Raw genomic sequence first — 21,097 nt, forward strand, 5'->3', positions numbered from 1 at the left:
TGCGATATTCACATTATTCAGACAGGGCTTTTTTGCAATAAACACAATAACCACATAAAGAAGGTGCTATCATAGCGTTAACCAAAGGACAGATCCCACGTTCGTTTTTCACGAAAGATAAGATCGTACAGCATCACATAGATTCCTACAATAAGTTTCTGGAGACTGGTCTTCAAAAGATCATCGATGAACAGAAGATCATCGAGACCGACCTTGAAGACACATATATCAAACTGGGCAATATCCGCGTTGAGAATCCTGTTGTCAAGGAAGCGGACGGAGCCATCGAAAACCTCTATCCTAACGAAGCAAGGCTCAGAAACCTTTCCTATTCCGCACCACTCTACCTCCAGATGAGTGTTGTTGAAAATGATGAAGAGAAAGAACCACAGGAAGCAAAGATCGGACAGCTTCCGGTAATGATCAAATCCGACATATGTAACCTCACTGAGCTTAGCGAGGAAGAGATGGTCAAATACGGTGAAGACCCACTTGACCCAGGAGGATATTTCATTATCAACGGTACCGAGCGTGTGGTCATGACACTGGAAGACCTCGCTCCTAACAAGATCCTCACTGAATTCGGAGAAAGATATGGAGACATCATAGAGGTTTCAAAGGTATTCTCACAGAGAAGAGGATACAGGGCACTCGTAGTTGTAGAAAGAGGAAGAAAATCACTTCTTGAAGTATCATTCCCATCCATTTCAGGCCGTCTTAACTTTATCACACTTATGAGAGCACTCGGCGTGGAGACTGACGAGGAACTTGTAAAAGCAGTATCCACAGACCCTGAGATCATGAAGTTCATGTTCGAGAACCTTGAAGAGGCAGAGGTCGACAACATTGAAGATGCAATGGAGAAGATCGGTTCAAGAGTCGCTTCCGGACAGGCAAGGGACTACCAGATCAAACGTGCAAACTACGTGATTGACAGATACCTTTTACCACACCTTGGAAATGAGCCACACGACAGGGCAGCAAAGGCAAACTTCCTTGGAAGAATGGCAGAATCATGTTTTGAACTGGCACTTGGCAGGCGTAATCCTGATGACAAGGACCACTACTCAAACAAGAGGTTGAAGCTTACCGGTGACCTTATGGAAGACCTGTTCAGGGTTGCATTCAACAGGCTTTCAAGAGACATAAAATACCAGCTTGAAAGAGCAAACATGAGAAACCGTGAGCTCAATGTGATCACACTTGTAAGGGCAGACGTACTCACAGACAGACTTCAGCACCCACTTGCAACAGGTAACTGGGTCGGTGGAAGAACTGGTGTATCACAGCTGCTTGACAGGACTGATTATATCTCAACACTTTCCCACCTCAGACGTGTAATTTCCCCGCTTTCAAGGGCACAGCCGCACTTCGAGGCTCGTGACCTGCACCCTACACAATGGGGCAGACTTTGTCCGTCAGAAACTCCTGAAGGTCCAAACTGTGGTCTTGTGAAGAACTTTGCACAAATGGTAGAGCTTTCTACAGGTACCGAGGAAGACAAGAAGATTAAGAACATCCTTTACGACCTTGGCGTTGTGAAGACAGTTCTTAACTCATCCCTCAAAGCACTTCCTGAGTACGATGAGGAGCTTGACGACTATATGGAAGACATAGAAGTGAGAAACATAGCTGAAGACGAAAAACCAGAACCAATCGGGTACACGAACTATTCAGATTCATTAGACGACATGGGAGGACTTCTCGATGAATGAAGCTAAAGTTTTCCTCAACGGAGAACTCGTAGGAACCCACTCAGACCCTGCTGAACTTGTAGAAAATATCAGAGAGCAGCGCAGGTCAGGGCTGATGTCAGAACAGATCAATGTAACTTATTATGAAGACATACATGAAGTTCTGATCAACACCGACATGGGTCGTGCAAGGAGACCACTGTTCGTTGTAAAGAACGGAGAAGCACTTGTCAGCGATGAGGAGATCGAACTCCTTGCAGAAGGTAAGATGGCATATTCCGAACTTACAAAGGCAGGAAAAATAGAGTACCTTGACTCTGAAGAAGAAGAGAATGCATTTATAGCCCTTTACAAGAACCATATCACTGATAAGCACACTCACATGGAGATCAACCCGGGACTTATGCTTGGAATATGTACCGGAATGGTACCATACCCGGAACATAATGCATCCCCACGTAACACAATGGGTGCAGCAATGGTCAAGCAGTGTATCGGCGTATCAACATCCAACACCAAGCTCAGACCTGACACCCGTGCACACCTTTTACACTATCCACAGCGTGCAATGGTAAGGACTCAGACCTGCGAATCCATTCACTTCGATGACAGACCAGCCGGTCAGAACTTCGTTGTAGCTGTAATGTCCTACGAAGGCCACAACATTGAAGATGCACTGGTTTTCAACAAGGGTTCAATCGAGAGAGGACTTGGAAGAAGTCACTTCCTCAGGACATTTGAGGGCGAAGAAAGACGTTACCCTGGAGGACAGGAAGACAAGTTCGAGATCCCTGACTCCGAATTCAGAGGTGCACGTAGCCCTGAAGCATATGCAAACCTTGACATTGACGGTCTTGTAAACCCCGAGACAAGAGTAGGTCCAAACGACGTACTTATCGGAAAAACAAGTCCGCCACGTTTCCTTGAGGAACAGTCCGACTTCGGTATCACCGTTGAGCAGCGCAGAGAAAGTGCAATCACAATGCGTTCCAACGAGAAAGGAGTCGTTGACACAGTCATTCTTACAGAATCCATTAACGGAACACGTCTTGCAAAGGTCAAGATAAGAGACCAGAGAATCCCTGAGATCGGTGACAAGTTCGCTTCAAGACACGGTCAGAAAGGAGTTATCGGACTTATCGTACCATTTGCTGACATGCCATTTACAGAGAAAGGAATGGTACCTGACCTTGTAATCAACCCACACGCAATTCCTTCACGTATGACTGTCGGTCACGTGCTTGAAATGATCGGTGGTAAGGTAGGTTCCATGGAAGGTAGGAGAGTTAATGCAACTGCATTCTCCGGAGAGAATGAAGACGATCTTCGTGCAGCTCTCAAGACCCATGGATTCGCACACACAGGAAAGGAAGTCTTCTTTGATGGCGTAACCGGAAAGAAGATCCAGGCAGATGTGTTTGTAGGAGTTATCCTTTACCAGAAACTGCACCACATGGTAGCATCAAAGATGCACGCAAGGTCAAGAGGACCTGTACAGGTGCTTACAAGGCAGCCAACTGAAGGTCGTGCCCGTGAAGGAGGTCTGCGTTTCGGAGAAATGGAGCGTGATGTGCTTATCGGCCACGGTGCTGCAATGACACTGAAAGAAAGACTGCTCGATGAGTCTGACAAGGTAGTAGAACTTGTCTGCGGACACTGTGGAATGATCGCAACCTTTGACAGGAAGAGAAATATCAGGTACTGTGCCAACTGTGGTGCTGAGACTGATATCCACCCTGTAGAGATGAGTTACGCATTCAAACTGCTGCTAGACGAGATCAAATCCCTTGGTGTAGCCCCAAGACTGCAACTTGAGGACGCCGTATAAGGAGAGATTCAAAATGCATAATGATATTCCATCAATTCCAAAAAGGGTTGGCGCAATTAAATTCGGTCTGCTCTCTCCTAAAGAAGTAAGGAAGATGAGTGTAACAGCAATTATCACCGCTGACACCTACGACGACGACGGTTATCCAATTGACATGGGTCTTATGGACCTTCGTCTTGGAGTTATCGACCCTGGTCTTAAATGTAAGACCTGTGGCAGCCGTGCAGGAGAATGTCCGGGACACTTCGGACACATCGACCTTGTGGCACCGGTCATACACGTAGGTTTTAACAAGACAATACGCAAGACACTGCGTTCAGTATGCCGCAACTGTAGCAGGCTTCTCCTTGATGCAAGTAAGAAACAGGAGTTCCTTGACCAGTTAAGAACTTGCAAGGACATGGGACACCTTCCAGACGATATCATCAACGAAGTATTCAAGGAAGCACGCAAGTCAAAGACCTGCCCATACTGTTCAACCGAACAGCTTGAGATCAAGTTCGAAAAACCAAGCGACTATGTAGAAGATGGCCACAAGCTCACTCCAACCGAGATCCGCGACCGCTTTGAGAACATTCCTGATGAGGATGTAAAAGTTCTTGGCATGGACCCTTCAAGTGCAAGGCCTGAATGGATGATCCTCACAGTTCTTCCAGTACCACCGGTAACTGTCAGACCTTCAATTACACTTGAATCCGGCCAGCGCAGTGAAGATGACCTGACCCACAAGCTTGTAGATATTATTAGAATTAACCAGAGATTCCAGGAGAACAGGGATGCTGGTGCGCCACAGCTTATTATTGAAGACCTGTGGGAATTGCTCCAGTACCATGTTACGACATTCTTCGACAATGAAGTATCAGGCGTACCTCCTGCAAGACACAGATCAGGAAGACCTCTCAAGACCCTCACACAGCGTCTTAAGGGTAAGGAAGGACGTTTCAGAGGAAGTTTGTCCGGTAAGCGTGTTAACTTCTCAGCACGTACCGTAGTTTCACCTGATCCAAACCTTAGTATCAATGAATTAGGCGTTCCTTTTGCAATGGCAATGCAGATGACAATTCCTGAGAAGGTCACAACAAGAAACATTGAGCTTCTCCGCATGTACGTACAGCGTGGCAGCGAAGTTCACCCTGGTGCAAACTATGCAATCCGTGATGATGGAAGGCGTATCAGAGTTTCTGAAATTAACAAGGAAGAACTTGCAGAGAAGATAGAAGTCGGATGGACTGTTGAAAGACAGCTCATGGACGGCGACATTGTTCTCTTTAACAGGCAGCCTTCACTTCACAAGATGAGTATCATGGCCCACAGGGTAAAGGTACTTCCATTCAAGACATTCAGACTTAACCCGGCAGTATGTGCACCATACAACGCTGACTTTGACGGTGACGAAATGAACATGCACGTTCTGCAGACCGAAGAGTCAAGGGCAGAGGCCAGCATCCTTATGCAGGTTCAGGAGAACATCCTGTCCCCACGTTTCGGCGGACCAATTATCGGTGGTATACATGACCACATCTCAGGTCTTTTCCTGCTTACAAGGAACGAGAATGCCATCACAAAGAATGCAGCTCTTGAACTGCTCAGGAAATCTGACATCAGAGACCTGCCGGAACCTGCAAGTTACTCAGAGAACGGAGAACCACTGTGGAACGGTAAGCAGATCTTCAGTCAGATCCTTCCTAAAGGACTTTACCTGGAATTCCCTGCACAGGCTTGTTTTAAGTGTGACACCTGTAAGAAGAGGGACTGTGAATACAATGCATATGTTGTCATAGAAGATGGAGAGATGCTCCAGGGTACTATTGACGAACAGTCCATTGGTGCATTCAAAGGAAAGATCCTCGATAAGGTAGTAAAGGAATACAGCCCAGAAGCAGGAGCTAAATTCGTAGATGACTTTACCAGACTTGCTATCCGTGGTGTGATGAAAACAGGTCTTAGTTTCGGTATCAGTGATGAAGACATACCACCTACTGCAAAGATCCAGATAGGAAATCTCCTGAGTGAAGCTGAAGATAAAGTGCAGAAACTCATTGAAGCCTACGAGGCAAAGGAACTTGAACCATTGCCAGGACGTACACTCGATGAAACCATTGAAATGAAGATCATGCAGGAACTTGGTAAAGCCAGAGACCAGACCGGTAACATTGCCGGTAAGCAACTGGGTCTTGAGAACTCTGCGGTGCTCATGGCAAAGTCAGGAGCAAGAGGTTCAATGCTTAACCTTACCCAGATGGCAGCCTGTGTCGGACAACAGGCGGTTCGTGGTGAAAGGATCAGAAGAGGTTATGCAGGAAGGACACTCCCACACTTTGACAAGGGTGACCTTGGTGCAGATGCCCACGGGTTCGTAAAGGCAAGTTATAAGAGCGGGCTGAACCCGACCGAATACTTCTTCCACGCAATTGGTGGTCGTGAAGGTCTTGTAGATACTGCGGTTCGTACTTCTCAGTCAGGTTACCTGCAGAGGAGACTTGTTAACGCATTGCAGGATCTTGAAGTCCAGTATGACGGTTCTGTAAGAGAAACACGTGGTGTCATTGTCCAGTTCAAATACGGAGAAGATGGAATTGACTCCACAAAGAGTGACTATAGTAAACCTGAAGCGATCCATCGTATCGTCAGGAGAGTCACCGGTAAGGAGGTGAACTAAATGACGATCAGTGAAGCTACTATTGATGCAATGATCGCCGGGCTCGACCTTCCAAAGAACATCATGAAGACCTTAAAGGATGACGTGATGAAGGTAGGAGTTACAAAGAAAGAGCTCGAAGATATCATCGAACAGGTTATGAAAAGTTACGAGTATGCATGTGTAGAGCCCTGTGAGGCAGTGGGTGTGGTTTCAGCACAGTCCATTGGTGAACCGGGTACCCAGATGACCATGCGTACTTTCCACTATGCGGGTGTCGCTGAAATTAACGTTACACTTGGTCTGCCACGTCTTATTGAGATCGTGGATGCAAGAAAGACACCAAGCACACCAATGATGACAATCGCACTGGAAGAAGAGTATGCACAGGACAGGGACAAGGCACGCAGGCTTGCATGGGAGATTGAGGCAACTCATATCGAACACCTTGCAGATATCACAACTGACCTTGCAAATATGCAGCTTATTATTGACCTGCATGAGAAAACACTTACTCACAGAGCACTTACTCCGGATGAAATCGCAGACAAGCTTCGGGAAGAACTGGATGTAATGGTAAATGTATCAGGCAGTGTTGCAAACCAGATAATTGTTACACCTAATGCACCATCATACCGTGAGCTGCTCCAGCTTGCAAAGAACATACACTCAATCACCCTTAAAGGAATTGAAGGTATCAAGAGAGTAGTTATCAGAAAAGATGGTGAGGAGTACACACTCTATACAGAAGGTTCACAGCTAAAAGAGGTTCTCCAGATCGAAGGTGTCGATGTTACAAGAACGTCCACCAACAACATTGGTGAGATCTATGAAGTATTCGGAATCGAAGCTGCAAGGAACTCAATTATTACTGAAGCTACCAACACACTGTCAGAACAGGGTCTTACTGTTGACATCAGACACATAATGCTTGTATCTGACATCATGTGCTGTGATGGAGAAGTAAAACAGATTGGAAGACACGGTATTTCAGGAGAGAAAGCCAGTGTGTTCGCTCGTGCAGCATTCGAAGTTACCGTTAACCACTTACTTGATGCAGGAATGCGCGGAGATCGCGACGAGCTCAACGGAGTTACTGAGAACATCATCGTAGGACAGCCTATAAAGCTTGGAACCGGAGATGTACACCTCATTACAAAATAATGCTTCATTATATAGAAGTATATAAAGAACAACCAGAAAGTAAATATACGGAATCACTTATTAATACAAATCTCAAACTGACGTTATAAATGAGTTGATATAAAATGGATATTAACATTGACAAAGCACTTATCAAAGTGATCAGAACCGGAAAGGTGATCATCGGGTCAAACAGGACCATCGATGCTGCTGTTAGCAATGATGCTAAAATGGTAGTACTCGCTGCAAACTGTCCTGCCGATGTAAGAGCCAAGATCGAAAGCACAAACGTACCGATACTCAACTACCCTGGCACAGGAACAGAACTTGGCCCTGCATGCGGAAAACCATTCATCATCGCTGCAATGGCAATCATTGACAGCGGAGAGTCTGATATTCTGGCTGCCGCTTAAAGGAGTTGCGATATTTGGGCGAGATCAAGTTATCCACTGAAGGTATCCGATACATCGCATTATTTGAAAAATTAACCGGCGCGGCGGTCAAAGATTGTATAATCGATGACGGTAGGATAATATATGTGATAAAGGCAGGCGACATGGGCGCTGCCATCGGAAGGAAGGGAGAACACATCAACCGTATGAAAAATACAGTGGATAAACAGATCGATCTTGTCGAATATTCGGACGAACCCGGTGTATTCATAAAAAATGCATTCAGTCCGGTAACTGTCAAATCAGTGAACATCACAAGCAGGAACAATAAGCGATTAGCTTATGTAGAAGTATCTAATAAGGACAAGGGTCTTGCCATAGGACGCAATGGGAAAAACATTGAAAAGGTCAAACTTGTCGCAAAGAGACATCACGATATAGATGATGTAATACTGCAGTGATCGTTCGAATAATATCATACTCATCAAAGACATTAATTGGAGGATATAATATGCCAAATGGAAAATATGCAGCTCACACACTTCAGCGCATGCGAAAGGATGCAAGGTGGAAGGATCCTCGCTACAACAGGCGCACACTTGGTCTTGACGTAAAAGCAGACCCTCTTGGTGGTGCACCTCAGGGCAGAGGTATCGTACTGGAGAAAGTGGGTGTAGAGGCTAAGCAGCCAAACTCAGCAATCAGGAAATGTGTAAGAATTCAGTTGATCAAGAATGGTCGTCAGGTGTCAGCTTTCTGCCCTGGAGACGGAGCTATCAACTTTATTGACGAGCACGACGAAGTTACAGTAGAAAGAATCGGTGGCCGCATGGGTGGTGCAATGGGAGATATTCCTGGTGTGCGCTTCAAGGTCATTGCTGTTAACAACGTATCATTAAACGAGATGGTCATTGGCCGTAAAGAGAAACCAAGGAGATAATCCATATGTACAAATTATTCGGAAAATGGGATCTCAGCGAGGTAGAGGTTGCTGACCAGGGTATCAAAAGGTACGTAAATCTCGATCCTGTAATCATCCCACATACAAATGGTAAGCATGCAAGACAGCAGTTCAACAAGTCAGACATCTGCATTGTTGAGAGGCTTGTCAACAACATCATGCGCAATGAGCAGAACACAGGAAAGAAACAGAGAGCAATGATGATAGTCTCTGAGTCTTTCGATATCATTAACAAGAGAACACAGAAGAACCCTGTACAGGTACTTGTAGAAGCTATTGCAAATGCAGGTCCAAGGGAAGAAGTTGTCAGACTTAAGTACGGCGGAATATCCGTACCAAAGGCAGTTGACACTGCTCCACAGAGACGTGTTGACTCTGCACTAAGATACATCACAAAAGGTGCAAATCAGGCAGCTTTCAAGTCCAAGAGAAGTGCAGCAGAATGTCTCGCAGCAGAGCTTATTGCAGCTTCAAACCGTGATGCAAAATGCTTCTCAATCAACAGGAAAGATGCGAAAGAAAGAGTCGCGAAGGCAGCACGTTAACGCTGTACAATTATTTAAGTAAGGGTAATTAATATGGCAAGAGATAAAATGGTCGACCGTGTCGCAGCACTCATGAGCGAACCAAAGATGATTCGTAACATTGGTATCGTTGCGCACATTGATCACGGTAAAACAACTTTATCAGACAACCTTCTTGCAGGCGCAGGCATGCTCTCTAAAGAGCTTGCCGGTAACGCATGCTGGACCGACTCTGATGAAGAAGAACAAGCAAGAGGTATTACAATTGATTCCGCAAACGTTTCAATGGTCCACGAGTATGATGGAGAGGAATACCTTATCAACCTTATCGACACACCAGGTCACGTAGACTTTGGTGGGGACGTTACACGTGCAATGCGTGCAGTAGACGGAGCAGTAGTGGTAATTGACGCTGTAGAAGGTACAATGCCACAGACTGAGACTGTACTCAGGCAGGCACTCAAAGAGCATGTCAAGCCAGTTCTGTTCATCAACAAGGTAGACCGTCTCATCAATGAGTTACAGGTCGACGGACAGGAAATGCAGATCAGACTCGGAAAACTCATTGACCACGTAAACAAGCTCATCAAAGGTATGAACGAAGAGCGTTACAAGGCAGGATGGAGAGTCGACGCAGCAGAAGGTACTGTTGCATTCGGTTCCGCGCTGTACAACTGGGCAATCAGTGTACCAATGATGAAGAAGACAGGAGTCAGCTTCCAGCAGATCTATGATTATAATAAAGCAGATGATCCTGCAAAAATAAGGGAGCTTGCAGACAAGTGTCCACTCCACGAAGTTCTTAACGACATGGTAATCAGGTACCTTCCATCACCTCTTGAGGCACAGGAAGGAAGGATTGGCGCTATCTGGCACGGAGACAAGACTTCTCAAATCTACAAATCAATGATCAATGCAGACCCTAAAGCTGACCTTGCTTTCATGGTAACAGATATCACCATGGACCCACATGCAGGTGAAGTTGCAACCGGAAGGTTATTCAGTGGATCACTTGAGCGTGGAATGGAAGTATTCGTATCCGGTACATCAAAAAAGAACAGAATTCAGCAAGTCGGTGTTTTCATGGGTCCAAAGAGACTTGATGTGGATATAATTCCTGCTGGAAACATTGCAGCTGTAACCGGACTTAGAGACGCTATTGTCGGTTCAACAGTAACAACCCTTGAGGGCATGGAGCCTTTCGAGAGTATTACTCACGCAAGTGAACCTGTAGTTACCGTCGCAGTAGAAGCAAAGCACATGAAGGACCTTCCAAAGCTTGTTGATGTACTGAGACAAGTCGCAAAGGAAGACCCGACACTTAAGATCACACTTGACGAAGAGACCGGCGAACACCTGATGGCAGGTATGGGAGAACTTCACCTTGAGGTCATTGCTCACAGAATTCAGCGTGATAAGGGTGTAGAGATCACAACCACACCACCAATCGTAGTATACCGTGAGACAATCCGCGGCAGTGCAGGTCCTGTCGAAGGTAAGTCACCAAACAGACACAACAGGTTCTATGTTGAGATCGAGCCTCTTGAGGAAGGCGTCAGAGACCTTATCAAGGCCGGCGAGATATCCATGCGTATGCCTGAAGTCGAGCGCAGAGAAAAGCTCATAGCAGCAGGTCTGGACAAAGACCAAGCAAAGGGCATCGTAGATATATACGAGAGCAATGTTTACATTGACATGACAAAAGGTATCCAGTACCTCAATGAAACCATGGAACTTGTCCTTGAAGGATTCCATGAAGTAATGAAGGGCGGACCTCTTTCAAAGGAACCATGTATGGGTGTTAAGGTAAAGCTCGTTGATGCTAAGTTGCACGAAGATGCTGTCCACAGAGGACCAGCACAGGTAATTCCTGCATCCAGGCAGGGTATCCAGGCAGCAATGCTTATGGCTGATGATACACTTCTCGAACCATACCAGAAAGTATTCATCCAGGTCCCACAGGACAACATGGGCGGTGCAACCAAGGAAATCCAGGGACGCCGTGGAATCATTATCAACATGACCGCTGAAGGTGACATGACCATCATTGAGTCTAGGGCACCAGTATCCGAACTGTTCGGATTTGCAGGAGATATCAGATCCGCAACAGAAGGACGTGCAATGTGGAGCACAGAATTTGCAGGATTTGACACACTTCCAGCAAGCTTGACAGCAGAGATTGTATGTGGTATCAGAGAGAGGAAGGGACTTAAGAAGGAACTTCCACAGGCATCTGACTACCTTAGCATGTAATCACAGGATTTTGCAGTATTTTTTACTGCAAAACCTTATTTCGTCAGAAAGGTTTAAACGTAAGAAGACCTATTATGGCAAATCAAACTGATATATTGATATTAAATTAAAGGAGATATGAAAATGGCAGCTGAGAAACCACACATGAACTTAGCAGTTATCGGTCACGTAGACCACGGCAAGTCAACCTTTGTCGGAAGATTGATGTTCGAGACAGGAGCAGTACCTGCTCACCTTATCGAAAAATACAGAGCTGAAGCAAAAGAGAAAGGTAAAGAATCCTTCGCTTTCGCATGGGTAATGGACTCACTCAAGGAAGAGCGTGAGAGAGGAGTTACCATCGACATCTCCCACAAGAGATTCGACACCGACAAGTACTACTTCACAGTAGTAGACTGTCCAGGTCACCGTGACTTCGTAAAGAACATGATCACCGGTGCATCCCAGGCAGATGCAGCTGTTCTTGTCGTAGCAGCACCTGATGGTGTAATGGCACAGACAAAGGAACACGTTTTCCTTTCAAGAACACTCGGTATCAACCAGCTTATCGTTGCTGTAAACAAGATGGATGCAGCTGAATACAGCCAGGAAAGATACGAACAGGTAAAGAAAGATGTAAGCCAGCTCCTCGGTATGGTAGGATTCAAGGCAGCAGAGATTCCATTCGTACCAACATCCGCATTCGAGGGTGACAACATCACAAAGTCAAGCCCTAACACCCCATGGTACACTGGTCCATCCCTCCTTGAATGCCTCAACGAGCTTAAGGAACCAGAAAAGCCAGACACACTTCCACTCCGTATCCCTGTACAGGATGCATACACCATTTCCGGTATCGGAACTGTACCAGTAGGTAGAGTAGAGACTGGTGTCATGAAGAAGGGTGACAATGTAATCTTCAACCCAAGCGGCGTATCTGGAGAAGTAAAGTCAATCGAGATGCACCACGAAGAAGTTCCACAGGCTGTCCCTGGAGACAACATCGGATGGAACGTAAGAGGTGTAGGTAAGAACGACGTACGCAGAGGAGATGTCTGTGGTCCAACATCAAACCCACCATCTGTAGCAGAAGAGTTCACAGGACAGATCGTAGTCCTTCAGCACCCATCCGCAATCACAGCAGGATACACACCAGTATTCCACTGCCACACCACCCAGACCGCATGTACTCTCATGTCCATTGACAAGAAACTTGATCCAAAGACAGGTCAGGTCAAGGAAGAGAATGCAGCATTCATTAAGGCTGGCGACGCAGCAATTGTAACCATCAGGCCAACCAGACCAATGGTAATTGAACCTGTAAAGGAAATTCCACAGCTCGGTAGATTCGCTATCCGTGATATGGGAATGACCATTGCTGCTGGCATGTGCATGAGTGTCAAACAGAAGTAAGACACTCAAATTTTCCTTTTTTTAGGAGAAGAGCAACATGTCACAGAAAGCAAGAATAAGATTATCAGGAATCAGTCCTGTAAACCTTGATGGTGTTTGCGATCAGGTTAAAGCTATTGCAGACAGAACAGGTGTAAGTATCTCAGGACCAGTTCCACTACCAACTAAAAAGATGGTAGTACCTGTCCGTAAAAGTCCAAGTGGTGACGGAACCGCTACATGGGATCACTGGGAAATGCGTGTACACAAGAGACTCATCGACATTGCAGCAGATGAGCGCGCACTCAGACAGCTCATGCGTATCCAGGTACCAAAGGATATCAACATTGAGATAGTACTCCAGAACTAAAAACTATAGTTATTGCTTTATCAATAACTATAACCCTTAAGTTACAGATTACATCTGTAACCTATCCTACTTCTTAACTTTCATATAGCCAGCCAGTGCTGGCTATGAAAGATTCACATATAGAACTGCTGTAAATAATCTCTTTTAAAAAGTTCTTCCGTTTCCTTAAATACTACTGAACAAAAGTATCAGTACCGTAAAATATATCTAAACCACAAACTGATAAAAAATATGGGGTTTAACTATGAAAGAAAAGGTATTGATATTAGGAGCGGGCTATGCCGGATCGGTGGTAGCTAATAAACTGGCAAGAGAATTCAGACAAAAAATAGCTAAAGACGAACTTGAAATAACTGTTTTAGACAAAAGCGACACAAGCATCAATCAGGGCGGATTTACATTTCTTCCATTCGGGCTTTATACCCCTGAAGATATAATACGAAAAAGAAGTAAGCTTATCAGCCCACGTGTAAATTCCATTTTCGGAGAAGATGGAGAAGTTACAGCCATTGACATCAAAAGCAAAGAAGTAGGCGTCAAAAGCGGAAAGAAATACAATTATGACTACCTTGTAATTGCAATGGGTGCAAGACCCATAAAAGATGCTGTTCCGGGATTGGCTGATGACCTGCACACATTCTATACTTCAATTGAAGAAGCAATGGAAGTCGGCAAAAAGATAAACAGTATCGAAAAAGGAGACATTGTAATATCCGTTGCAGCAATGCCAATACCCTGTCCGGGAGCACCTGTCAAATTTACCTTCATGCTTGATAGTTACCTGAGGAACGTAAGGAAGAACAGGGAACAATTCAACATAAAATTACTCTGGCCAATGGAACCTATAGGACCTCCTGAATTCAACAAACTTGTGAGCGGACTCCTTAAAGAAAAGGACATAGAAGTAAAAAGAAGCTTCCCACTGGGAGAAGTCAATGCTTCCACAAAAGAACTCAGCTCAAAAGAAGGAGAGAAGGTCAAATACGACTTATTAATAGCAGTTCCCCCGCATAAACCACAGCAAGTACTTTCAGACTCAGGACTCACCGATGAAAAAGGATGGGTACCATGTGATAAAAACACCCTCCAGTACAGAGGACCTGCAGGCAACCATGATAATGTATACGTCCTTGGAGACAACGGGCCGGCAGATGTGCTGAAAACCGGAATAGGAGCACATTATCAATCCCTTGTTGTCAGTCAGAATCTCATCAATGAAATATATGGTAACGGAACAAAAGTACCATATGAAGGAGAAACAGGTTGCCCCATCATAGTAGAAACTGAAACACCGACCTCATCTGGCCAGGCTTACATTGCCACCTGGAATTATGGAACCATGCCTGCACCATTCAAACCTACAAAAATGGGATGGTATGTATATCGCATGTATTACTACCTGCACTGGGATATGAGTGTTAAAGGGTTGTTCTAAGGAGGGAAAAATATGGAAAATGATAATATACCAACAAATATTCCAATTGCACCGGAAGATATGGATGCCTTCCTGGACCTCATCAGAACTGCAAGGATTATGCAGGATTACATGAATGATCAGACTGCACATGGAATAGCTGAGATCATGACTACCATGTTCAAACTGATAAATGCTGCAATGAGCACTGACATGGTTGAGATCATGGAAAGAGCAGTTCAGGACCCTGAGCTGGATAAAGCAATTCTTAACCCTCCTAAAGTAGGACTGGGAGGACTGATTAAACAGATGGGTGACGAAGACTTCCAGAAAGGTATGGGTGTCTTACTCACATTTGTAAAAGCAATAGGAAGAGCTACTGAAGAGTAAAAACCGATTAAGAGATTCCCAGTTATGTGGGAATTTCATTTTCTTTAACTGGAATCGGATCTCCTTCGCCTCCATTGTTCCTGTTATCGTCGTAGAACTTGATAATGAATGTCGCTCCTGATGGAGTATTATCCTCTACGGATATCTCTCCGTACCTTTCAACTATTCTTTTTACAATGTACAATCCAAGACCAGTGTTTCCGGATTTACCATATTTGAAACCTTCATCGAATATCCTCTCTTTTATTTTGTCCGGTATACCACTTCCATTATCGGATATCCTGAGTTCGCAATAATCTTCCTTTGAGTCCATAGATATATCTATAGTATCTGCTTTACCATGGATAACAGCATTCTGTATAATGTTGCCTATAACCGAATGAAGACCGCTGTCCGCTTTTACCGAACAGTATCCGGATATGTTGATCTTTACAGGGAACTCCTTCGAAATTTCTATTGCAAGCATACGAAGATCAATGGTCATAAGCTCCCTGATATACATCAGTGACTCAAAATCCTTCATCTCACAAATAAGTTTAATGCTATGGTTCACAGCCTTTTCCGAAAAGTCAAGCTCTCTTTCGGACATTCTTTCTTTCAGGTTATCAATTGAAAGGCAAATAATGTTCAGATCATTAAGAATATCGTGTCTGAGTATCTGATTCACCAGACTCAGAGTTTCAAGCAGATCTTCCTGGGCTTTTTTCTTCTTAACAAGGTCATATTCCCTCATCTTTAACTCCCGGTAAAGAAGATTATATGGACGTGCAAGACTTGTGAAGACTATTGCCTTATAAATAAGATAAAATGACAGCAGCTTGAAGAAATGACCTATCAGGTTTGAAAAACCATAAACATCTATGTAAAAGGTGAAAGCCAGTTCCGCAAATATTGTGAGAATAATAGAAGCTATGATCAAGCTGTAGACCTTACTGTCAAATTTATCCCTGTACCTGTGGAGCAATATGGCTGAAGCAAGTAATATCAGGCATATGATATACTCACTTATGATCTTGAACTGAGTAAGACCACTGCCTTCAATATAACAATCAGGGAAATATCCCCGATAGATAACTGCGATAATAAGGGACGTAAATACAAAATATATGACGAGAACTTTTCTGTAATTGAGCTCTTTTTTCATAAGAAGAGGGGCAATCAGAAATGAGATACTTTGCATATATCTGGCAGCTATCCATAACTGAGTAGGTAAATTTGCATTATTGCCCGGAAAAATGCCCATTCCTTTGTAACTGATTATATGCAGAAAATCAAACCATGATACAAAAAAGAAACTTATTCCTATAAACAAAAGATATGAATTCTTCAGATATTTTCTGGAGTTCCATGCAATCAGAAAAACAGCAGCAATAACTGTTATACTTGTTACTTCCACAATACTGTGAAATAAGAGATAGTTACTAAGACTTATAAGATACAAAATCAGAAGAAGCAGAACCACAATACTTGCTTCAGAATACTTATCATATATATTTTGTAAATTCACAAAGTAACCCCGCATTTGTTACACTAACCCTATTGCAAGTTATATCGATTTCCATGATATAAATTTATTATCAAAAACAAATGGAGCGGGACTGTAAAAAAGTCCCAATATCCAAACTATGGAGTTGACCATCAATAACGGAATTAATGTATAACTTCATAAATAATCAGGCAATATAAATCCGGAAGTTGAAACTGCATATATAACCAGCAGAATATTCGGTATGTCAACAAAAGATATTAAATATAACAAATAGATATATTCACAATTGTGAGATTTTTTATTTAAAAACAACAATAAAAAGGAATATACATGAAATTACCATGTCAGATGATAGTCTGGGACGTATTACCCGCCATTAGAGCAGCCATTGCAGAAGAACTTATCAATTGCGGACTGTCACAGCAGGAAGTTGCCAAACAGCTTGATATGGCACCTTCTGCAGTTTCACAATACCTGTCCAAGAAAAGAGGCTACAGGATTGTACTTGAGGATGATATGAAAGCATCTATCCGTGAGCTTGCCGAAGATATGAAAGAGAACAGGGTAGATGACCTTGCTTCAAGGATATGTGCAATATGTAAACAGCTTAGAGAAGAAGGTCAACAATGTTCTAATGATTAGTAATACTTTTTTGATCCAAGTTGCTTTGACGAAGCATCAGCCTCCGAATACAACCTGGATAATCCTTATATCATCACTGTTTTCTAGAATGGTGTCTTCAGGAATAATACACTTGTTCTTTGATACAAGAACCTCACCCTGACTTATGTCTAAACGTTGGAGTAATTCCTCTACTGTTAACGAATCTGTGACTAATTCCTTAATGTCACCATTTGGAAGTATTACTTTCATATATTTGCCTCTTGAAAAAAATGGAATGGAGGTAGTTTGGAATACTAGTTTGGAGTAGACGTTTTTCAGCAGGAGCCAGAAGACTCCTGCGGGATTTGAGGTTAAACCTCAAGCCAGGACCCGGACTTGAACCGGAACGACATCATCTTACAGAAGAATGTTAGCCGCACCAATTTCCTGGTAATTGGCAATTTATGCCTGGTCACAATTGTGATAGAGCATAATACACAATTGTGATATTTAAAAATAACGTTCGTACAATGGCTAATAAAATACATTGATGCCAAAATCTAAAGCAAATAGACAGTCCACAGGCAAGAACATTGACAAAAACACTATATTTATCTTCAATGAGAAACATGCAGAACGAGCTTAATATTATTGCGGACCTGTAGTGTAGCGGATATCACTTAAGCCTCCGGAGCTTAGAACCCGGGTTCGACTCCCGGCAGGTTCGTTCCATTAGTCCTAGAATCCCTATTCTATCAAAATCATTTTGGCGATCCCATGAGTCAGAAACACACTGCAAAAGGAAAAAGAAAGACAGAAACCGAACAACGAAAGATGAATGTCAAACTTCTCCCGCTTGCACTGGGAATACTACTCATGGCAGCCGGTGCTTTTGGAATCATGCACAGTTCGAACAATGATGAAAACTGGTCTGTTTCGGATGATGGTATTCTTTCCTTTCCGGTAATAAAAAATATTGATTACAGCTCAAATGACATATCTGCAGCTAATGATGCAGATATCATCAGGGAAGTCAGTTTTGAAAGTAGTGGCTCCCAGATTGCAGGACTTATAAGGATCCCAGAGTCAGGTACGAATGTACCCGGTGTTGTAATTCTTCCCGGAGCAGGAGTGTCAAAAGAACAGCAGACAGCAGTTCCCCAGTTGCTTTCATCCCTTGGATACGCATCTATTACAATTGACCAGAGAAATCTTGGAGGAATTGACCCACAAGGTGACCTGGCACTTTACATGAATGGAACAGAACCAGTAGAATACATGATGGTGCATGATGCACTTGCAGCTGCAAATGTTCTTGCCGACCAGTCTGAAGTTAATGAGGACAACATTGCAATGCTGGGTCTCAGTAATGGTGGCAGATTTGCCATAATAGCAACTGCAATAGAACCTGGAATAAAAGGAGTGATTGGAATCAGCACAAGCGGATATGATACTGATTCCATAGAACTTAACGACAATATAAACATGGATGCGTATAAGTTTTACAGGTCAATCGACCCTGACAACTATCTGGATATGATAAGCTCACGCAGGTTTGTTATGCTGCACTCCATGAATGACAGCACTATTCCCTATGAATATGCACTTCGAACCTTTGATAAAGCCGAAGAACCTAAGGCACTTTATCCTATCAACGGAAGCACACACGGCTATTCTCCGCTTATGGCTGAAGACATCGAAAATGAACTTGGAATCATATTCGAATAAGCTGTAAATATAAAAAAATGAAAAGGCTAAGAGCCTTTTCACCATTTATGTCACAACGATCATACCTGTTATTGCAGGATTATTCTGGACACTGAACGTATAGGTACCTGCTTCTTCAAAGGTATAAGAAAAAGTCTTGCCATAGTAGATAGTCTGATCATCCCAGAGACCATCATCACTTACAAGAACAATCGGCATTTTTGGACGCTGGAGATTGCGCCAGGTTACAGTCTCACCTACTTTGATCTCCATCGACTCAGGTGTTGCAATGCGGATGACGAGGAACTCATAATTCTGTTCCATTGCTTGTTCCGGGTCACGTATCCTTTCCTGCTCCATAGTGCCGGCATCCTCACCTTCTCTCATCATTGCAGGTGATGGAGCAACCACCGTATCATCAGGTTCTTCATCTTCCACGGATGCCATCCTTTCCTCAGAAACAACTATAATACCAGTCATCTCCAGATGATCCTGAATACTGAAAGAATAAGTCCCAGGATCATCAAAAGTATAAGAGAATATACGGCCATAGTAGATGATCTGGTCTTCCCAGAGACCATTATCGCTTACAAGAACGATTGGCATTTTAGGTCTCTGAAGATTTCTCCACATAACACTTTCACCTGCGTATATTTCCATTGAAACTGGTGTCACAGTACGAACAATAAGAAACTCATTGTTGCGGTCAAGAACATGTTCCTGTACCATTGCCTTATCCATTTCACGAGACTGTGTCATTACCGCAATGGTCTGAGGTTCTTGTGGCATCATGTCATCTTCATCAGACATGTCAGATGCAGACTGAAGGATTTTCTCAGATACAACGATAGTTCCCGACATTGCAGGATTATCCTGAACACTAAACGTATAGGTTCCGGGCTCATCAAAAGTATAAGAGAATATACGGCCATAGTAGATGATCTGATCATCCCAGAGACCATCGTCACTTACAAGAACTATCGCCATCTTAGGCCTCTGAAGATTTCTCCAGGTCACCGTATCCCCAACCGTAATTTCCAGTGACTCAGGAGTTGCTACCCTTATCATCGTAAATTCATAGTTCTCGTTACTCAAGTCCGTTGACGATGTTGCCATGCCCATATCTGAACCATATGCAGCCACAGACACGGATGTGAATAGAAGTGCTACTGTTATGAATAAAGCCGAAACTAATGCTGTTGTCCTTATAGATCCCATAGACTGTTCCTCCCGAGGTCCACGCCCTCATATTATATTTTCATTTAAAGTAATATAGCCAAAACCATCACGATATGGCAACAGAAATACGAATATTCCAATGCAAGCAGAAAAGGAACATAGCATAGGTATATTCCTGATGGGGAACAATATTCCAATTACTATTTATGTATAGAAACATAAATTAAAAAGGGGTTTATATGCGATCATCACTGATCGACACATTGTTCCTTTCAGAGAAAAGAAAGGATCTACTGTTGTTCCTGAAAAATGGAACGAAAAACTCAGAGGAAATAAAGAAAGCTTTTGATTACCCATGGAAATCTATGATACCACAGATTAACAAGCTTGTTGAGTGGGATCTGATCAATTATGACAAAGGCACCTGTACCCTTACAGCCATGGGGAATATTATAGTCCATAATATGGAAAGTCTTCTGATTACCTTAAATGTCCATGAGAGATACGGAGATTACTGGCTGAAGCATGATCTTAGCCCAATACCGCAAGAGCTTCTTTACAGGATTGGTGAGCTTGGGGAATGTGAGATACTTGAACCGGCCATTCCGGACATATTCGAGCAGGATAAAGAGATACTCATTAACATTAAGGGCTCTGACAGAATAATGGCTTTTGTATCAGTACATCATCCGACACAACTGATGATCTACTCTGAACTAATGGAAAAGGGAACAGAAATAGATCTTATTATGACAGAAGATGTCTACGGAATTGTCAGAAAAGAAATACTATCTGAAACAGATTCTTTACAGATAGAGAATCCGGTATTCATGTCCTTGAAAAAAGAGTACGATAAAGAGATAGAGAATCTATTCAGTGACTTACGTTCAAACATCTTTGTCCACAAAGGAAACTCTGTGCCCCTTAACCTGATAGTAACTGACAGCTTTTTCTCACTGGCACTCCTGGATAATGCAGGCAAATATAACAACTCCATGATCACTAGTTCTGAAATGTCCGCTGTTTTATGGGGAAAAGAATTGTTTGAACATTACATGGAAAGAGCAGAAAAGCTAACGGAATATGAAGTTATAAAAAATAGGTAAACTATGGTCAGGTCAATAGTCCGGACAAAAGATCA

At 43.4% G+C, this 21,097-nt stretch carries 19 protein-coding genes and 1 tRNA gene; 17 read left to right on the top strand and 3 right to left on the bottom strand.

Annotated elements, in window-relative coordinates; translation table 11 throughout:
* Nucleotides 1-137 precede the first annotated feature (137 nt).
* The 13 genes from RE474_RS03045 (at nt 138) to RE474_RS03105 (ending at nt 14,978) form a co-directional block, all read left to right on the top strand.
* Nucleotides 138-1,715 carry a DNA-directed RNA polymerase subunit B'' gene (locus RE474_RS03045; RefSeq protein ID WP_498371325.1) on the top strand — a complete coding sequence of 526 codons (1,578 nt, stop codon included), beginning with the start codon at nt 138-140 and terminating at the stop codon, nt 1,713-1,715.
* Nucleotides 1,708-3,522, top strand: a complete 1,815-nt coding sequence (gene rpoB / locus RE474_RS03050) for a DNA-directed RNA polymerase subunit B (RefSeq protein WP_309311519.1) — start codon at nt 1,708-1,710, stop codon at nt 3,520-3,522. Before RE474_RS03045 ends, rpoB begins: the two co-directional genes overlap by 8 nt.
* Before the next feature lie 13 nt (nt 3,523-3,535).
* Nucleotides 3,536-6,181, top strand: a complete 2,646-nt coding sequence (locus RE474_RS03055) for a DNA-directed RNA polymerase subunit A' (protein ID WP_309311520.1) — start codon at nt 3,536-3,538, stop codon at nt 6,179-6,181.
* Nucleotides 6,182-6,268: 87 nt separating this feature from the next.
* Nucleotides 6,269-7,324, top strand: coding sequence for a DNA-directed RNA polymerase subunit A'' (gene rpoA2, locus RE474_RS03060; RefSeq protein ID WP_438861584.1), 1,056 nt, complete (start codon nt 6,269-6,271; stop codon nt 7,322-7,324).
* Nucleotides 7,325-7,428: 104 nt separating this feature from the next.
* A complete protein-coding gene (locus tag RE474_RS03065; RefSeq protein WP_091708292.1) occupies nt 7,429-7,716 on the top strand; it encodes a 50S ribosomal protein L30e in 288 nt (95 codons plus the stop codon).
* 14 nt (nt 7,717-7,730) lie between these two features.
* Nucleotides 7,731-8,156, top strand: a complete 426-nt coding sequence (locus RE474_RS03070) for a NusA-like transcription termination signal-binding factor (protein ID WP_309311522.1) — start codon at nt 7,731-7,733, stop codon at nt 8,154-8,156.
* 50 nt (nt 8,157-8,206) lie between these two features.
* Nucleotides 8,207-8,635, top strand: coding sequence for a 30S ribosomal protein S12 (locus RE474_RS03075; RefSeq protein ID WP_309311523.1), 429 nt, complete (start codon nt 8,207-8,209; stop codon nt 8,633-8,635).
* Entirely contained in the window at nt 8,632-9,201 is a 570-nt protein-coding gene (locus RE474_RS03080; protein WP_309312194.1) for a 30S ribosomal protein S7, read from the top strand. Before RE474_RS03075 ends, RE474_RS03080 begins: the two co-directional genes overlap by 4 nt.
* Nucleotides 9,202-9,234: 33 nt before the next feature.
* Nucleotides 9,235-11,433: an elongation factor EF-2 gene (locus RE474_RS03085; protein WP_309311524.1), complete on the top strand. Its 2,199-nt coding sequence runs from the start codon at nt 9,235-9,237 to the stop codon at nt 11,431-11,433.
* A gap of 123 nt (nt 11,434-11,556) precedes the next feature.
* A complete protein-coding gene (gene tuf, locus RE474_RS03090; RefSeq protein ID WP_309311525.1) occupies nt 11,557-12,825 on the top strand; it encodes a translation elongation factor EF-1 subunit alpha in 1,269 nt (422 codons plus the stop codon).
* Between the two features lie 37 nt (nt 12,826-12,862).
* The gene (rpsJ, locus tag RE474_RS03095; protein WP_015052947.1) at nt 12,863-13,174 is read left to right on the top strand and encodes a 30S ribosomal protein S10; all 312 of its coding nucleotides are present in this window, start codon (nt 12,863-12,865) and stop codon (nt 13,172-13,174) included.
* Between the two features lie 244 nt (nt 13,175-13,418).
* Nucleotides 13,419-14,609 (top strand): NAD(P)/FAD-dependent oxidoreductase, encoded by a 1,191-nt coding sequence (locus tag RE474_RS03100; protein ID WP_309311526.1) that lies wholly within the window; start codon nt 13,419-13,421, stop codon nt 14,607-14,609.
* A 12-nt stretch (nt 14,610-14,621) separates the two neighbouring features.
* A complete protein-coding gene (locus RE474_RS03105) occupies nt 14,622-14,978 on the top strand; it encodes a DUF1641 domain-containing protein (RefSeq protein ID WP_309311527.1) in 357 nt (118 codons plus the stop codon).
* A 22-nt stretch (nt 14,979-15,000) separates the two neighbouring features.
* Here the strand turns inward: RE474_RS03105 and RE474_RS03110 are convergent, their stop codons facing one another.
* Entirely contained in the window at nt 15,001-16,374 is a 1,374-nt protein-coding gene (locus tag RE474_RS03110) for an MASE3 domain-containing protein (protein ID WP_309311528.1), read from the bottom strand.
* A gap of 423 nt (nt 16,375-16,797) precedes the next feature.
* On the opposite strand from RE474_RS03110, the gene RE474_RS03115 reads away from it, so the two are divergent.
* Nucleotides 16,798-17,109 (top strand): transcriptional regulator, encoded by a 312-nt coding sequence (locus RE474_RS03115; protein ID WP_309311529.1) that lies wholly within the window; start codon nt 16,798-16,800, stop codon nt 17,107-17,109.
* 36 nt (nt 17,110-17,145) lie between these two features.
* Here the strand turns inward: RE474_RS03115 and thiS are convergent, their stop codons facing one another.
* A complete protein-coding gene (gene thiS / locus RE474_RS03120; protein ID WP_309311530.1) occupies nt 17,146-17,340 on the bottom strand; it encodes a sulfur carrier protein ThiS in 195 nt (64 codons plus the stop codon).
* Between the two features lie 385 nt (nt 17,341-17,725).
* Between thiS and RE474_RS03125 the strand changes: the two genes are divergently transcribed.
* Nucleotides 17,726-17,797, top strand: a tRNA-Arg gene (locus RE474_RS03125).
* 50 nt (nt 17,798-17,847) lie between these two features.
* A complete protein-coding gene (locus RE474_RS03130; RefSeq protein WP_309311531.1) occupies nt 17,848-18,798 on the top strand; it encodes an alpha/beta hydrolase family protein in 951 nt (316 codons plus the stop codon).
* A gap of 45 nt (nt 18,799-18,843) precedes the next feature.
* Here the strand turns inward: RE474_RS03130 and RE474_RS03135 are convergent, their stop codons facing one another.
* Nucleotides 18,844-19,995 carry a cupredoxin domain-containing protein gene (locus tag RE474_RS03135; RefSeq protein ID WP_309311532.1) on the bottom strand — a complete coding sequence of 384 codons (1,152 nt, stop codon included), beginning with the start codon at nt 19,993-19,995 and terminating at the stop codon, nt 18,844-18,846.
* Between the two features lie 200 nt (nt 19,996-20,195).
* Between RE474_RS03135 and RE474_RS03140 the strand changes: the two genes are divergently transcribed.
* Nucleotides 20,196-21,062 (top strand): helix-turn-helix transcriptional regulator, encoded by an 867-nt coding sequence (locus RE474_RS03140; protein WP_309311533.1) that lies wholly within the window; start codon nt 20,196-20,198, stop codon nt 21,060-21,062.
* Nucleotides 21,063-21,097: the final 35 nt, after the last annotated feature.

Origin of the sequence: Methanolobus sediminis (assembly GCF_031312595.1) — an archaeon.
Taxonomy (GTDB): Archaea; Halobacteriota; Methanosarcinia; order Methanosarcinales; family Methanosarcinaceae; genus Methanolobus; species Methanolobus sediminis.

Excerpts from the sequence above, each read along its gene's own strand:
- rpoB (WP_309311519.1), top strand. The coding sequence starts at position 1,708 with ATGAATGAAGCTAAAGTTTTCCTCAACGGAGAACTCGTAGGAACCCAC.
- RE474_RS03055 (WP_309311520.1), top strand. The coding sequence starts at position 3,536 with ATGCATAATGATATTCCATCAATTCCAAAAAGGGTTGGCGCAATTAAA.
- rpoA2 (WP_438861584.1), top strand. The coding sequence starts at position 6,269 with ATGAAGGTAGGAGTTACAAAGAAAGAGCTCGAAGATATCATCGAACAG.
- RE474_RS03065 (WP_091708292.1), top strand. The coding sequence starts at position 7,429 with ATGGATATTAACATTGACAAAGCACTTATCAAAGTGATCAGAACCGGA.
- RE474_RS03075 (WP_309311523.1), top strand. The coding sequence starts at position 8,207 with ATGCCAAATGGAAAATATGCAGCTCACACACTTCAGCGCATGCGAAAG.
- RE474_RS03085 (WP_309311524.1), top strand. The coding sequence starts at position 9,235 with ATGGCAAGAGATAAAATGGTCGACCGTGTCGCAGCACTCATGAGCGAA.
- tuf (WP_309311525.1), top strand. The coding sequence starts at position 11,557 with ATGGCAGCTGAGAAACCACACATGAACTTAGCAGTTATCGGTCACGTA.
- rpsJ (WP_015052947.1), top strand. The coding sequence starts at position 12,863 with ATGTCACAGAAAGCAAGAATAAGATTATCAGGAATCAGTCCTGTAAAC.
- RE474_RS03100 (WP_309311526.1), top strand. The coding sequence starts at position 13,419 with ATGAAAGAAAAGGTATTGATATTAGGAGCGGGCTATGCCGGATCGGTG.
- RE474_RS03105 (WP_309311527.1), top strand. The coding sequence starts at position 14,622 with ATGGAAAATGATAATATACCAACAAATATTCCAATTGCACCGGAAGAT.
- RE474_RS03115 (WP_309311529.1), top strand. The coding sequence starts at position 16,798 with ATGAAATTACCATGTCAGATGATAGTCTGGGACGTATTACCCGCCATT.
- thiS (WP_309311530.1), bottom strand. The coding sequence starts at position 17,340 with ATGAAAGTAATACTTCCAAATGGTGACATTAAGGAATTAGTCACAGAT.
- RE474_RS03130 (WP_309311531.1), top strand. The coding sequence starts at position 17,848 with ATGAGTCAGAAACACACTGCAAAAGGAAAAAGAAAGACAGAAACCGAA.
- RE474_RS03135 (WP_309311532.1), bottom strand. The coding sequence starts at position 19,995 with ATGGGATCTATAAGGACAACAGCATTAGTTTCGGCTTTATTCATAACA.
- RE474_RS03140 (WP_309311533.1), top strand. The coding sequence starts at position 20,196 with ATGCGATCATCACTGATCGACACATTGTTCCTTTCAGAGAAAAGAAAG.